Below are 14706 nucleotides of genomic sequence, written 5' to 3' on the forward strand. Positions count from 1 at the left end.
GATGGCATTTTTGTGTTACATTGATTCATGAGAGCCTCTCCTTTTCGTAGTTTTCGCCAAATTCTACTTTACAAAAGGAAGCTCTCTTTTTTAATGCTTCATTTTTTCCAGCTACCGCGCTCTCGCTTGGTGGCCTTTTTGTCTAGTTGGGGGACGCGTCCCCCAACTAGACAAAAAGGATATTTATTCTCCCACAAACATTTTACTCATACTTACAAGTCATTATTATTATTTTTGTATGTATTGTTGTTGTGTTATCCCTTTTAATAACCGATTTGATTATAAGTAAAGGAATAACCTCCAGTGTAGAAGGAACACAGGAAGAGAAGGCATTGGATGTTGCAAGGATGGTGGCCGTTACTCCACAGGCGAAAGAGGTTCTCGAAGGAAAAGGTAGCCAGACAGAAATTCAAGCTTTTGCAAATGAAATAAAAGAACAAACAAATGTTAACTTTGTTGTTGTGATGGATATGGACGGAAATCGTCTATCCCACCCGGAACCTAGTAAAGTGGGGAAGCACTTCAGCGGAGGAGATGAAGGTCCAGTGCTGGAGGGAAAGGAGTATGTTTCCATTTCTAAGGGAACGCTTGGCCATTCCATGCGAGCGTTTACTCCTATCAAGAACGAAGAAGGAGAACAAATCGGCGCAGTTGCTGTAGGAATTTCTTTAAAGAGTGTGACAGAGGCTGTCCATAAAGGACGGATGGGCATCTTTATGGGAACATTGATTGGGACTTTGATTGGTGTAATTGGGGCCGTGTCTCTGGCAAGATACTTCAAAAAAATTCTGTTAGGACTTGAGCCTTTTGCTATTGCTAAGCTTCTAGAAGAGCGTAGTTCTATGCTTCAGTCTGTACGCGAGGGAATTATAGCAATAGATCAGGAGGGCAAAATCACCCTTGTTAATAAGGCAGCTAGTAAGCTTTTTCAAAAAGCGGGTCTTGATGAGAATGCTATTGGTAAAAATATTGAAGATTATTTGCCAGATACTCGGTTAACACGCATTATAAAATCGGCTGAAATGGATTTGGACCAAGAGCAGAACTTGCATGGTGTGACTATTTTAGTAAACCGGGTACCAGTAGTTGTGGAAAATCAAGTAGTGGGTGCTATTGCAACATTCCGTGAAAAATTAGAGGTCCAGCAATTGGCTGAACAATTGACAGGTGTACGTAATTATGCGGATGCTCTCCGTGCCCAAGCACATGAATTTATGAATAAACTTCATGTTATCCTTGGTCTCGTTCGGACGGAACAATACGATACACTTGCTAATTATGTAAGTGAAACGGTAAATCATCGGGAAACAGAAGTTGGCTTTGTTACGAAGAAAGTCGAAGATCCTGTTCTTGCTGGGTTTCTGATTGGTAAGTTAAGCTTTGCCAGAGAATCTGGAGTTTCGCTCTACTTTGATTGTGAAAATAAACTTCCAAAGCCTGCAAACCCGGAAATTACCCATGAACTAATCACGATTATTGGGAATATCCTTGATAATGCTATTGAGGCGAGTGTAGATAGTATAAACAAAAAGGTAGATCTTAAATTGGATTATGCAGAAGAGATTTTGACCATTGAAGTCAAAGATACAGGGATGGGAATGACGAATTCCCTTCAAAATAAAATTCTTGATAAAGGTTTCTCTACTAAAGGAAATAATCGAGGATTTGGCTTGTTTCTTTTAACGCAAGCAGTAGAAAGATTGGAAGGGGATCTCATTATTTCGTCAAAGCCTGGAAAGGGGACAACTTTTGCCGTGTATATACCTTATAAAGCGGAGGTGAGGAGAAATGATTAATGTAATGATTGTAGAAGATGATCCGATGGTAGCAGAAATAAATAAACGATACCTTTCGCAAATAGATGGATTTCAATTGGCACAAACAGCTAATTCAGTAGATGAAGCGATCGCTTTATTGAAAAAAGAAAAAGTACAGCTGATTCTTTTAGATATTTTTATGCCAGGCAAGCTCGGATTAGAACTGTTAGCCTATCTTAGAAAAAATGAACTTGAAATTGATGTTATCATTATATCGGCAGCCTCGGATTTTGAACGAATTAAGAAAGCCTTAAGGCAGGGTATTGTCGACTATTTAATTAAGCCTTTTGAGTTTGAAAGGTTTAATGCTGCTCTCACTACTTACCTTGAGCAAACTAGGATGACGGATAAGCGGGATTCTATTAGTCAACAAGAACTGGATTCCTTCCTTTTACATAGAGAAGAGGCTGTTATTGTAGAGGAACTGCCAAAAGGGTTAACAAAAGATACCCTGAAGCAAATATGGGATGCGATTCAGAAATTAAAGGAAGCACCTTTCTCAAGGGATGATGTAGCAAATGTTGTTGGAATATCAAGAGTATCTGCTAGAAAGTATCTTAATTTCCTAAAGGATTTAGGAATACTTGAAGTGAAGGTTATCTATGGAACGATTGGAAGGCCTGTTTATCAACATGAATATAATTACTGGAAGGAACACTTAATAAAAAACTTTTTGTAAGCAGGTTTGGAAACCGCTTACTTTTTTATTTACAAAAAGAATGATTAAACTTACACAAACTATGAAAGCGTTTAACCGGAGGGTATGATGAACATGTAAAAACAAAAGGGGATTCGTGGTCCAATCAAAATGTTTAGATCGCTTCCTCACAAGTAATAATATAAACTTTTTTTAGGAGGATAAAGTATGCATATTCCGATTAAGAAAACGCTTGATAAAATTCCAGGTGGGATGATGGTTGTTCCATTATTCTTAGGGGTATTAACGAACACATTTTTCCCGCAATTTTTAGAAATTGATCATTTTACTACGGCATTATTTAGTAAAGAAGCATCATCGACCATTTTGGCATGTTTTATGTTTTTAATTGGCTCGCAAATTAATTTTAAATTAGCTCCAAAGGCAATTAAAAAAGGGGCAATCTTACTATCAGGAAAATTTATAGTAGGGGCAGGTATAGGGATTGCAGTAGCCATAATCTTTGGGCCAGCTGGAATTCTAGGATTATCCCCTTTAGCCATTCTTGCAGCGTTATTAAATGCTAATGGTGGTTTGTACGCATCACTTGCTTCCTCCTATGGTGATGAAACGGATGTAGGAGCATATGCGTTATTTTCTTTAAAAGACGGTCCATTTTTTACATTAGTTGCATTAGGAGCTTCTGGTCTTGCTTCCATTCCATTTCATGCGCTTGTAGGAGTATTAATCCCAATATTAATAGGAATGATTTTAGGAAATATTGATCCTGATATGAGAAAGTTTCTAGGAAGCAGTAAATTATTATTAATCCCATTCTTCTCCTTCCCATTAGGAGCAGGAATGGATCTTAGGACGATAATAGAAGCGGGAGGCCCTGGCTTATTACTAGGATTGATAGCTGCATTCACTGGAATTGGGGCTTACTTCCTTTTAAAGTTATTTAAAGAAAATCCTATCGTTGGTTTAGCAACAGGATCAACTGCAGGAAATGCTGTAGCTACACCAGCAGTTGTTGCAGCTGCAGACCCAACATTAGCTTCTATAGCACCAGCAGCTACTGCCCAAGTTGCAGCAGCATGCGTAGTATCTGCAATCATCTGTCCAATTATTGTTAGCTATGTTTATAAAAGATCGGAAAAGAAAAAAGCTAAGAATTCGATTGTACCAGCAGCATAAATAAGGATAGGGAATGAAATAAAGAGGAAAGCAATCCTGGTTACTTGCTGCATTGTTCGTTACAAAATAATGAATTTAAATTAAATATCCTAGTGGAAAATAGCAATCAGTATTAATATGAGAAGGAAGAAATTTGTTTTTGAGAATGTAAGGTTAATAGTTTAATTTCATATAGAAAGAAGGATCTACCACTATGAGTGTGTCTGAAAATGTAATTATCACAACATTAAAAGGAAAAGAAATTCTCTCCAATCCCTTTTTAAATAAAGGTGTTGCTTTTACGAAAGAGGAAAGAGAAAATCTGGGACTTGATGGTCTATTGCCGCCACAAGTACTTACACTTGAAGAACAAGTAAACAGAATCTATGAGCAATATTCGATGCGGACCACCAATCTTTTTAAATACGGCTTGCTTAACGATTTATATAATCGAAATGTCGTTTTGTATTATCGATTTTTAAAAGAACACTTAGCAGAGATGCTTCCAATCGTTTATACCCCAACTGTCGGTGATGCTATCCAGTCATACTCTCATAGCTACCATCGTCCAGATGGATTGTATCTTTCCATTGATCACCCTGAAGGGGTTGAAAAAGCATTTTATAATCTAGGGAAGTCCAGAAATGACATTGACTTAATCGTTGTTACGGACTCTGAAAGTATCCTCGGTATAGGGGATCAAGGAGTAGGCGGTATTAATATTGCAATAGGTAAACTAGCAGTATATACAGCGGCAGCTGGTATTGATCCAAGCCGTGTTCTGCCGGTTGTATTGGATGTTGGTACGAACAATCAGTCTTTAATTGAAGACCCTATCTATATTGGTAATAAGTTCCCTCGTGTCCGTGGTGAGCGTTACGATGATTTCATTGATTTATTTGTTCATACTTCAAGAAAGTTTTTCCCAGAAGTACTTCTTCATTGGGAGGATCTTGGAAATGTAAATGCACGAAATATCTTGGATAAATATGGTGACAAAATCCTTACCTTTAATGATGACATCCAAGGAACAGGTGCTGTGACACTTGCTGCTGTTATGTCTGCGTTAAAAGTTACAGGAGATTCTCTGAAGGATCAACGTATTATTGTCTTTGGACCGGGTGCTGGTGGTCTCGGTAACGCAGACCAAATAGTTGATGCCATGGAAAATCAAGGATTAACAAAAAAAGAGGCTTATGATCATTTTTGGGCTATTGACTATCGAGGGCTACTGACAGATGAAACACCAGATGTACTGAATTTCCAAATGCCTTATGTAAGAAAAGCGGAGGAAGTAAAGGAGTGGGATCAAAATGAGGACGGAATCATTTCATTATTGGAAGTGGTGAAAAGGGTGAAACCAACCATCCTCATTGGTACTTCCGGCCAAGGGGGAGCTTTTTCGGAGGAAATTGTGAAAGAGATGGCAAAGCATGTGGAACGTCCAATTATCATGCCAATGTCCAACCCTACACAACTTGCGGAAGCAGTTCCAGAAAATTTGATTAAATGGACGGATGGTAAGGCGCTAATTGCCACAGGAAGCCCCTTTGCCAATGTAGAATATAACGGTGTTTGCTATGAGATCGGTCAGTCAAATAACGCATTTGTGTTCCCAGGACTAGGGCTTGGAGCCATTGTTTCAAAAGCGCAAGTTATTTCAAAAGGAATGTTTGCGGCAGCAGCAAATGCAGTTGCTGAGATGTGTGAACCCAACCAACCTGGAGCTTCCTTGCTTCCTTCGGTTGAGAAATTACATGATGTATCTATCTATGTTGCAATAGAAGTAGCAAAGGCTGCTCTAAACGAAGGGATAGCAAGAGTGGAGCTTACAGATATTCCAAAAGCCGTGGTCGATGCTGTTTGGCAGCCTGAGTATAAGGAGATAAAGAGTGTCGGTATTTGGGCAAATGTTTAATGACATAATAATAGATTAGTAATCTATATTGGCCTGTTCCTCCTAGTAATTGTCGTATTTTCGACATTTTAGGAGGAAGGGGTTTTTATTTTGTGGTTGCGAAACGGAATAGAGTAATTAGTACTATTTTTGTATATTTGATATGAATAAAAAATACTAGTATCGACAAAAAATGACAAGTTCTTTATAATGAAGTAGTGATTTGTATTCGTGAAAATAGTACTGAAGTTTTCTAAAATTGAAAAAGGCAAACTTATCGAAAGGTAAGGACGCAAAGCTACGAGTCTAAAATCCTTCTGGATAATGATAGTCGGGTTGCCAGAAATAACCACCAACGATTATTTGGCTATCCCTGTCTATTCCTGGGATAGCTTTATTTATTTTGGACTTCTTGGAAAAAAGATGAAAACATGGATATAAGGAAAAGGAGAATAGATATGATTGTAGTAGACAAAAAGAAGTATAAAATGGCGATTAATGAAGGCTCGAAAGAAATCCATGTACAGGTTCATGGATTGATGAGAGAGGAAGACGCAGAGGAATATATGGTGGATTTGCAAGAGACGATTAATAAAGTGTCAAGACGAGATTATACCTTTGTTGTGGATGCTACTCACCAAACACCAGTCCCATCAAAAGTTGTACCACAATTGGAACAAACGATGCAATTTTACTCTGGCTTAGGTTTTAAGGAAGTTCTTGTTGTAAAGCCTTCTTCTAAAATTGCCCAAGTGCAAATTAGAAATGCCTTAGAAAGAATTGAGTTCGCAGGTAAAATTATTGATCAAGTATCTCACTCTATGTAAGTTAGGTATAAATTATTTTAAGAGAGTTATATATTTTAATTGAAAAGGGAGTCATCAAGTGCAACAAGTACAAACGTTATATACATATGAAATTCTATCAAAAGGACAAACGGCTTTGATTGAAAAGGCAGCTGACTGTCTTGCAAGCTCATTTATAGGATTGAATATAGCAGGGAAGTTGGTTCAAGAGCCAATGGTAGGTCTTTTAAATATAGATTATGAAGATTTTTATCAGTTTACGAAAGAATATATAGAATCTACTGTGGAGCAAGGATATTGTGCAGTCGCTTTAGATAGTAATCAACAGGTTGTTGGTGTTCTAGCTGGAGATATAAATGCGCCAGAGATTATTGGAGAAGATGTGTTTGAAGGTTCTTTTTCTGATATGAATGTTATTCTACATGTTTTAGAAGATGTAGATAAACGTTTCCTAGCAGATTATAAAGAACGAAATGGAAGAGAGCTAAAGGATGGAGAAATATTGCATTTATTCATGTTAGGTGTAACTGCCGAACAGGAACGTCACGATGTTATTAAGCAATTAGGAAGCACACTAATAACGAAAGCCTCTTCACAAGGATTGAAGGCTGTTTTAGCAGAAGCGACAAATCCTAAATCTATACGTGTGATGGAGAAATATTACGAGATGGAAAAATATAAAGATGTAGAAGGAAATTATATTGTTCATAAATATCAAGAGAATAGTAGATTAAAAGATATTCCTACAACGATTGCTGACGGCACTTATATAATTATTAAAGAAATTTAAACTTTCAGCAGTCTAATTAAATTTTATAAATAGGAGAGTTATTTATTATGGAGGCTATATTATTAGCTATTATTGTTATCTTATTGGGAACAACAGTGTATTTTGCTTACCGATATTTTTCGCTGAAACATCATCCATCTATTAACAAAGAAATAATAAACGGGATGAAAGAAATAGCTGCAGGAAATAGAAGTGGCAAAGTAGATGGGACAAGTTCTTATCATATTACATTTAATGAACTAATTGCGTTTTTAGATCGTGTAAGGGAAAAGTTTTTTTCTTTTTCAAAAAATGTCCATACAAAAGGAGAAAATCTAGCTGGAATTGGTGAAAATGCTATGGAGAAAGCTGATATTGTCCGAGCAGCAATCGATGAGGTAGGTAGAGGATTACAAAAACAATTAGTAGCAACAGAGGAAAGCGCCCTATCAATGGAAGAAATGGCCCAGGCCATCGAAGATTTATCGATAAGGTCCAATCAAATTTCGGAACAGTCTAATACTACTTTAGAATTGACGCAAGAAGGAAATGTAAAGCTTAAGGACTCTTTAGAAAAAATGGAGCAATTTAACCAAACAATCAATACAACCTTTCATGCCATTAATAAGCTTGGAGAAAAGTCTCAAGAAATTGGTACAATTGTAAAGGTAATTACAGGAATATCTGAGCAAATTAACTTATTGGCATTGAATGCGGCAATAGAAGCAGCTCGTGCGGGGGAACATGGTAAAGGTTTTGCAGTCGTAGCTGATGAGGTGCGAAAACTGGCTGAACAGTCCCGTCAATCATCTTCTGAAGTATCAAATATTGTAAGAAATATCCAAGAGGAAACAGGGATAGTTGTGAATTCAATGCAGCAGGGTACAGAAGAGTTTAAAGACACGAACACGAATATTTTAGAAGTTGGTACGATGTTCGAACAAATTCTCTCTACTACAAAGGTCATTGCTGAAAATAATGAAAATTCTTCTGCGAGCACAGAAGAATTATCCTCGGCTTCTCAACAAATCATGACAACGATTGTTCAGATAGCGGCTATTTCGCGAGAATCTGTTGAAATGTTTGAGGAATTAATCGGGATTAGTGATGGAGAGCTACAAACGATTCAAAAACTAGTTCAGGAAGCGGAGAATCTTTTGGAATTGAAAAATGATGTAGACAAACTACTTTCTACGTGGAATCAGGGTGTTGAAACAGAAGTGGGTCAACAAATTGAAGGTAAGGGTAGTGTAGCCAGTTAAGTTGGAAACTGCTTCTCATAGGTGATTAAACTTGTGAGAAGCTTTCATTTGTAGATTAATTGAAATAATTTATTTTAATAAAGTATTTTGTAATATTCCTTCGAAAATAGCAAACTCATTGAAAGATGAGGACGCAAAGCTGCGGGCCTAAAGAAGTACTTCTATGGTAGCCGGGTTGCCGAAAAGGTTGGATAGTTACTAATCAAGCAATATATTGCTTTTTTACGTCCTCCTTGGTGTGGACTTTTTTTATTTGGATTTGTCTATCGTAGCAGAAGGATAGTATTCAAAAGGAAAGGGAGTAGAAATGGCACAACAAGAGCAATGGAAATCAAAAATAGGATTTGTTTTAGCTGCAGCTGGATCAGCGATAGGATTAGGAGCTATATGGAAATTCCCTTATGTAGCTGGAACAGGTGGCGGCGGAGCCTTTCTCTTATTATTTTTAGTTTTTACATTAGTATTGGGAATGCCCTTATTATTAGGAGAATTTATGATTGGGAGAATGGGACAAAGTAATCCGGTTCAAACATATGGCAAGCTAGCATTAAATCCAAAGTGGAACTTTATCGGGAAACTCGGTGTTTTTACAAGCTTTTTACTGCTATCATTTTATAGCGTTGTTGGTGGCTGGATTATTTTATACATTGTGAAGCTTTTGAGCGGTGGATTAGCTGGATTGACTCAGGATCAATATGGAGAGCTTTTTGGCGACATTATTTCTAACCCATATCCGACTATTGCGGCACAGCTTGTATTTATGCTTGTCACAATCCTTGTCGTTGCTCAAGGGATTCAAAAAGGGATTGAGTTAGCAAGTAAAGTGATGATGCCAGCGTTATTGCTTTTGTTTTTAATACTAGTGATTCGTTCTTTAAGCTTGGATGGAGCAATGGAGGGTGTGAAATTTTTACTTGTACCAGATTTTTCAAAGCTGACATCTGAGAGTATCCTATTTGCCCTTGGGCAAGCATTTTTCACATTATCTTTAGGTGTTTCGGTTATGCTTACATATGCTTCTTATTTACCTAAAACACAAAATCTACCTCAATCAGCTATTTCTATTATTATCTTAAATATTGTTATAGCTTTATTAGCGGGATTAGCTATTTTTCCAGGTGTTTTCTCCTTTGGCATGGAACCGAATGCAGGGCCGGTTTTAATATTCTCGGTTTTACCTGCAGTGTTTGCCCATATGCCTTTTGGGATGCTTTTCTTCTTGGCATTTTTACTATTATTCTTATTTGCCGCTTTCACTTCAGCATTCTCTATGATTGAAATTATAGTATCAGCAGTTACGAAAAATGATGCAAGTAAACGGAAGAAAAGTACATGGATAATTGGGATGCTGATTTTTATTGTTGGTGTTCCATCCTGTCTATCTTATGGTGTACTTGCAGATGTCCATCTTTTTAATAAGACTATTTTTGATTTGATGGATTACACGGTTAGTAATATTTTAATGCCATTAGGTGCCTTATTAATCGCGATTTTTGTATCGCGAAAAATTCCAAGAGAAGATTTATTTGCGGAATTAAAGCAAGGATCGAATGTAAGATACACATTCTTTTCCATTTGTTATTTTCTGTTGAAGTACATCGTTCCCATTGCGATTATTGTCGTTTTCTTAGATGCGGCAGGATTATCAGATTGGATTATAGCTTTGTTTAAATAAAAGCTACTTCTAGCAAGAACATCACGGAGGTCAAATAATGAAGGAAATACAACAATTATTCCCAAGCATGGACGGGAACAACTTTCAAAGAGAGGAATTATTGTCCTACTTTAAAACCATTTTAACGAAAATAGATGAATTAAAGGATCCTAACAAACTAACTCTAGGAGAAATGCCAGAATACACAGAGGACTACTATAATCGTGTTATTGAAAAGGCAGATGTTCCGAAAATGGGTGTATCCATGGAGGAAGTGATGCAGAAGCTTCTAAAATTAGTGGAAGGACATCGATATGTAAATCGAAACTATGTAGCCAATGCGGCGCCCCTTCCGAATATTGCTAGTATCATTGGGAATTTAGTTATGGTGCTTGTCAATGGGAACAACCTTTGGGATGTAGAAGGTCCGGCGGCCGCTACAGCGGAGGTCGAAATAACAAGTATGCTGTCCAAGCTAATTGGCTATGATGAAAATCTAAGTGCTGGATATACAACTTGGGGAGGACAAGGAGCGGTGTTTAATTCTTTACGCCTTGCAATTGCCCGTTATGCACCTTCCTCTAATCAAAAGGGGATTCCGAAAAATCTTTATTGCTTCTGTTCAGAGTTATCCCACTACAGCTTGTATAAATCTGTAGAAGCAACGGGGATTGGGGTAGAAAACATGATTCGTGTGAAGGTGAATCAGGATCATTCTATGAATCTCCAAGATTTAAAAGAAAAAATGGAGCAGGTAATTTCAAAAGGCGGTGTTCCACTTTATATACTTGCAACAATGGGAACAACTGATACATTTGGGATTGATGATATAGAGGCCATGAAGCATCTAGCGGAAGAGCTAGAGCGCAAGCATGGTCTTAGCCCCATCTATATTCATGCCGACTCAGCAATGGGAGGATTGTACACCTTCTTTAATGCGTACGGCTTTGATAATAACCCACTTCAATTGGAAGACAATGTTAAGGTAGTATTGAAATCCTACCAGCAGAAGTTTAAGCAGATCAAGCTTGCAGATAGTATGGTCTTTGATTTTCATAAGCTAGGTCAAACTCCGTATATTACGAGTTTATTTTTAATTAAAAATAGAGAGAATCTGAAGTATGTTGATTTAGACGAAGAGGAAACTCCGTATGTTGGGAATCGTGGCTATGGAAGCTATCATACAGGCTACACATTAGAATGTTCGCGAATGGGAAGTGCTCTTTCCATCTATGCATCTTTATTAGCATTTGGGATGGAAGGGTATCAAAAGCTTCTAGCCAACTATCTTCGCGTTAATATGAAATTTAGAGAGACGTTAACAAGGGAAATTTCAAATGTGGCAATTACGAATGAAGTTTCGCCGATTACAACATTCCGCTTTTATCCTGAAACTTCTAAATGGAAGGATGAATCAGGTGGACTTTTAACAGTGGAAGAAATAAATGAAATTAATCAATTTAATGACGAGTTTGCCGAAATAATTGGTGCTGAACGAGATACCGTCTTCTTTGGAAATACAAAAAAACAGCGTCTTGTAGAAGCAGCCGATTCCAATAAGCGAGTATCTATATATGCACATAAGTTTTTCACAATCTCTCCTTATTCAACGATGGAAGAGGTAGATCGTTATGTTGAATTTTTAAGAGAGCATATTGAATTTTTCTTGAAAATGAAAAAGGTAGTTGTTTATTAAAAGGGAATATAAGAATTGTTCTTGAATATAAAGTTAGATTTAAATCCCTCTGCCATAGCAGGAGGATTTTTTACATTGTGAAAAATTTGCTTCTTTTCCGCTGTAAATATCTAGATTTAAAAAATGCTGTAAATAATCATTCTCATAATTAGTCGTGCATTTTAACGTAATGTAAAAAGTTTACTTTCACTTTACAAAAGATATCGTTTTTATTGATAAATCAAACATCTCTCAAAAAATCTCCTGCGCCTTATTAATAATAATTTTACATTACTCCCCAAAGTACCTTTATATTTATTTTCTAGAATTTAATTATAGAAGAAACAACATTGTTAATAATTCTATCAAAGGAGTGAGGGAGTTTTATGCATTTTGCTTCAACGTTAGCTTGGGCTTATCCAGTAGACGAAGTGGTACAGATTGCCAAAAAGAATGAATTATCAGGATTGGAGGTTTGGGCAGAGCAGGTATGGTTTCACGGAACAAATCCAGAAAAAATCCGTAAAGCGAATCTAGATCAGTCTATCAACCTGACTATGCATGCCGCAAGCTGGGACTTGAACATTTGCTCTATAGAAAAAGAAATAAGAGAAAGCTCTGTAAGGCAAATTCAACATTCCATTAAGCTAGCAGATGAGATAGGTGCAGACTCTATTACATTCCACCCAGGGAGGCTGACTCTTCCCCAAATGAAACAGGAAATATATGAGACTTTAATGATGGAATCTATTTTTACTTTAATAGAAACAGCGAAGCAGTATAAGAAAACCCTTAGCATAGAATTAATGGAGGTAAAAGCAAAGGAATTTGTGACAAGCCCTAATACGATGAATCGATTGATTGCAAGCTTTATACCGGAACTGAAAACAACCTTTGATGTTGCTCATATTTCGGAGGGAGCTCCCGGGCGTGCCTTTGCCGACTTAATAAATGTGGACAAAATTCATGTTAGTGATAATACCGAAAGTCAGCTACATGTTCCCCTTGGTACTGGCATACTAGATCGTAATATGCTGAGAGAGTTTTTTGCTATCACATCTCTCCCCGTAGTGGTCGAAGGTTTCGATGCATCGGAAAATCTAAATTGGTGGAAGCATAATCTTCACTATTTAAAAAGCCTGGAAATACAGAAGGAGGTGCCTCAATGAAGATTCTAGTGACAAACGATGATGGCATTTTTGCTCCTGGTCTTCAGGCGCTGGTTGAAGTGTTGCAGCATTTTGCTGATGTATATGTGGTCTGTCCAGATCAGGAAAGAAGCGCAGTCAGTCATTCGATTACGTTGAGAGTGCCTTTAAAGGCAAAGCCACTTCCCCTATTTCCTGGTGTAAAAGGTTGTTGGGCAGTTAATGGAACACCAGCAGATTGTGTGAAGCTGGGGATGGAAGTATTAATGAAACAGCAGCCTGACTTTGTTATTTCCGGAATAAATCTTGGACCAAATCTAGGTCGTGACCTTTATTACTCAGGAACAATGGCTGGGGCTATAGAAGGATTACTTTACGGCATTCCTGCTGTGGCAGTATCATTAAATGCCTTTTCTGACAAGGACATTAATTATGAAAAGGTAAAAAGGCTATTTTATCCTCTTATGGAGGTGCTTCTACAGAACAAGATTCCAAAGGGGGTTTTCTTGAACGTAAATCTACCTTATTTATCAAGGGAAATGTGTAAGGGAGTCCGCATTATTCCACTTGATATGAAAGTTGCCCGCTATTCCTATGTAGGCTTAAATGATCCACATGGACAAGTCTATTACTGGTTGAAGGATCAGCTACATAATATGAAAGATTTTGAGACAGATAGTGATTACTTTTTACTAAGAAACGGGTTTGTCACTGTATCACCGATTGAGTTTAGAACGTTTCATAAAAGAAAACAAGAACAAATTGAAAGATGGTTTGCCCATTTAAATTTTACTAGTACAGATGAGGAGGAAATAGATTATGCGTAAATGGATGCTTGTTTTAATAATTGGAATCTTGATGGCCTTTGCTGCAGGGTGCGGTAGTAAGGAAAGCCGTGAGACAAGTAATGCTTCAGAAGATACGGATACTACAGACGCAAAGGTAGAGGGCACTCTCCATTTTTATACTTCTCAGCCGGATGCAGATGCTGCCAAATTGGTAGAAGAATTTCAAGCTAAATATCCTGATGTAAAGGTAGAAACCTTTCGCTCAGGTACGGAAGAAGTAATCTCAAAAATTAAAGCGGAAAAAATGGCTGGGAAGATTCAGGCAGATGTACTGTTGGTTGCGGATGCAGTAACATTTGAAAGCTTAAAGGAAGAAGATATGCTTCAAGCATATGAAACAGAAGAAGCTGCTGAAATCCCTTCCGACCTTATTGACCCAGATTATACTTACTTTGGAACAAAGGTTATGGCAACCGGCTTAGTTGTAAATACCGAAAATGTAAAAGATATGCCTACGAGCTGGAATGTACTGACTTCTAAAGAGGCAAAAGGGAAAATTATTATGCCAAGTCCGTTATACTCAGGTGCTGCTGCTTATAATTTAGGCGTGTTTACGCGTCAAGATACATTTGGCTGGGATTTCTACAACAATATTGCTGCAAACGATGTAACGGTAACTAAAGGAAATGGAGATGTACTTAAAGGAGTTGCTGGTGGAGAAGCAGACTATGGAATGATTGTTGATTATCTTGTTACACGTGCTAAGGCAGAAGGATCTCCAGTTGAACTTGTTTATCCTGATGAGGGTGTGCCAGTTATTACGGAACCAATTGGAATCATGAAGGATGCTCAAAATCTAGAGGCAGCAAAGGCTTTTGTTGACTTTGTTCTTTCTGAAGAGGGGCAAAAGCTTGCTTCAGAGCTTGGCTATACTCCAATTCGCAAAGGGGTAGAAGCTCCTGAAGGACTAAAAACGATTGATGAAATAAAGGTCATTTCGGCAAATGTTCAGGAATTGTATAAGACAAGAGATGCTGATAAAAAGGAATTTGAAACAGTTATCAGCGAATAGAACAC

General features: G+C 37.5%; 12 protein-coding genes and 2 riboswitches. All 12 genes read left to right on the forward strand.

What is annotated here, in order from left to right:
- The first annotated feature begins 185 nt into the window (after positions 1 to 185).
- Positions 186 to 1796 carry a DcuS/MalK family sensor histidine kinase gene (dcuS, locus tag ACTNDN_RS16110; RefSeq protein ID WP_441131539.1) on the forward strand — a complete coding sequence of 537 codons (1611 nt, stop codon included), beginning with the start codon at positions 186 to 188 and terminating at the stop codon, positions 1794 to 1796.
- Complete coding sequence (locus tag ACTNDN_RS16115; RefSeq protein ID WP_441131491.1) at positions 1789 to 2496, forward strand: response regulator; 708 nt, start codon at positions 1789 to 1791, stop codon at positions 2494 to 2496. Before dcuS ends, ACTNDN_RS16115 begins: the two co-directional genes overlap by 8 nt.
- A 186-nt stretch (positions 2497 to 2682) precedes the next feature.
- On the forward strand, positions 2683 to 3651 hold the full coding sequence (locus ACTNDN_RS16120) for a 2-keto-3-deoxygluconate permease (protein WP_031539004.1): 969 nt from the start codon (positions 2683 to 2685) through the stop codon (positions 3649 to 3651).
- Between the two features lie 193 nt (positions 3652 to 3844).
- The gene (locus tag ACTNDN_RS16125; RefSeq protein ID WP_048716382.1) at positions 3845 to 5548 is read left to right on the forward strand and encodes an NAD-dependent malic enzyme; all 1704 of its coding nucleotides are present in this window, start codon (positions 3845 to 3847) and stop codon (positions 5546 to 5548) included.
- A gap of 236 nt (positions 5549 to 5784) precedes the next feature.
- Positions 5785 to 5871, forward strand: a riboswitch (cyclic di-GMP riboswitch).
- A gap of 114 nt (positions 5872 to 5985) precedes the next feature.
- A complete protein-coding gene (locus ACTNDN_RS16130; RefSeq protein ID WP_441131494.1) occupies positions 5986 to 6354 on the forward strand; it encodes a hypothetical protein in 369 nt (122 codons plus the stop codon).
- 58 nt (positions 6355 to 6412) lie between these two features.
- Positions 6413 to 7123, forward strand: a complete 711-nt coding sequence (locus ACTNDN_RS16135; protein WP_031538999.1) for a hypothetical protein — start codon at positions 6413 to 6415, stop codon at positions 7121 to 7123.
- Between the two features lie 47 nt (positions 7124 to 7170).
- Positions 7171 to 8364 carry a methyl-accepting chemotaxis protein gene (locus tag ACTNDN_RS16140; RefSeq protein ID WP_048716385.1) on the forward strand — a complete coding sequence of 398 codons (1194 nt, stop codon included), beginning with the start codon at positions 7171 to 7173 and terminating at the stop codon, positions 8362 to 8364.
- A 98-nt stretch (positions 8365 to 8462) separates the two neighbouring features.
- Positions 8463 to 8547: riboswitch (cyclic di-GMP riboswitch) on the forward strand.
- 124 nt (positions 8548 to 8671) lie between these two features.
- Complete coding sequence (locus tag ACTNDN_RS16145; RefSeq protein ID WP_031538997.1) at positions 8672 to 10039, forward strand: sodium-dependent transporter; 1368 nt, start codon at positions 8672 to 8674, stop codon at positions 10037 to 10039.
- Positions 10040 to 10076: 37 nt separating this feature from the next.
- Positions 10077 to 11714 (forward strand): pyridoxal phosphate-dependent decarboxylase family protein, encoded by a 1638-nt coding sequence (locus ACTNDN_RS16150; RefSeq protein WP_031538996.1) that lies wholly within the window; start codon positions 10077 to 10079, stop codon positions 11712 to 11714.
- A gap of 365 nt (positions 11715 to 12079) precedes the next feature.
- A complete protein-coding gene (locus tag ACTNDN_RS16155; RefSeq protein ID WP_441131497.1) occupies positions 12080 to 12862 on the forward strand; it encodes a sugar phosphate isomerase/epimerase family protein in 783 nt (260 codons plus the stop codon).
- A complete protein-coding gene (surE, locus tag ACTNDN_RS16160) occupies positions 12859 to 13668 on the forward strand; it encodes a 5'/3'-nucleotidase SurE (RefSeq protein WP_441131499.1) in 810 nt (269 codons plus the stop codon). Before ACTNDN_RS16155 ends, surE begins: the two co-directional genes overlap by 4 nt.
- Complete coding sequence (locus ACTNDN_RS16165) at positions 13661 to 14701, forward strand: ABC transporter substrate-binding protein (RefSeq protein ID WP_441131501.1); 1041 nt, start codon at positions 13661 to 13663, stop codon at positions 14699 to 14701. Before surE ends, ACTNDN_RS16165 begins: the two co-directional genes overlap by 8 nt.
- Positions 14702 to 14706: the final 5 nt, after the last annotated feature.

Origin of the sequence: Niallia sp. HCP3S3_B10 (assembly GCF_052064465.1) — a bacterium.
GTDB classification, from domain to species: domain Bacteria; phylum Bacillota; class Bacilli; order Bacillales; family Cytobacillaceae; genus Niallia; species Niallia hominis.

Bases quoted from the DNA above. Each gene is read 5' to 3' on its own strand.
- ACTNDN_RS16115 (WP_441131491.1), top strand. From the start codon at position 1,789: ATGATTAATGTAATGATTGTAGAAGATGATCCGATGGTAGCAGAAATA.
- ACTNDN_RS16120 (WP_031539004.1), top strand. From the start codon at position 2,683: ATGCATATTCCGATTAAGAAAACGCTTGATAAAATTCCAGGTGGGATG.
- ACTNDN_RS16125 (WP_048716382.1), top strand. From the start codon at position 3,845: ATGAGTGTGTCTGAAAATGTAATTATCACAACATTAAAAGGAAAAGAA.
- ACTNDN_RS16130 (WP_441131494.1), top strand. From the start codon at position 5,986: ATGATTGTAGTAGACAAAAAGAAGTATAAAATGGCGATTAATGAAGGC.
- ACTNDN_RS16140 (WP_048716385.1), top strand. From the start codon at position 7,171: ATGGAGGCTATATTATTAGCTATTATTGTTATCTTATTGGGAACAACA.
- ACTNDN_RS16145 (WP_031538997.1), top strand. From the start codon at position 8,672: ATGGCACAACAAGAGCAATGGAAATCAAAAATAGGATTTGTTTTAGCT.
- ACTNDN_RS16150 (WP_031538996.1), top strand. From the start codon at position 10,077: ATGAAGGAAATACAACAATTATTCCCAAGCATGGACGGGAACAACTTT.
- ACTNDN_RS16155 (WP_441131497.1), top strand. From the start codon at position 12,080: ATGCATTTTGCTTCAACGTTAGCTTGGGCTTATCCAGTAGACGAAGTG.
- surE (WP_441131499.1), top strand. From the start codon at position 12,859: ATGAAGATTCTAGTGACAAACGATGATGGCATTTTTGCTCCTGGTCTT.
- ACTNDN_RS16165 (WP_441131501.1), top strand. From the start codon at position 13,661: ATGCGTAAATGGATGCTTGTTTTAATAATTGGAATCTTGATGGCCTTT.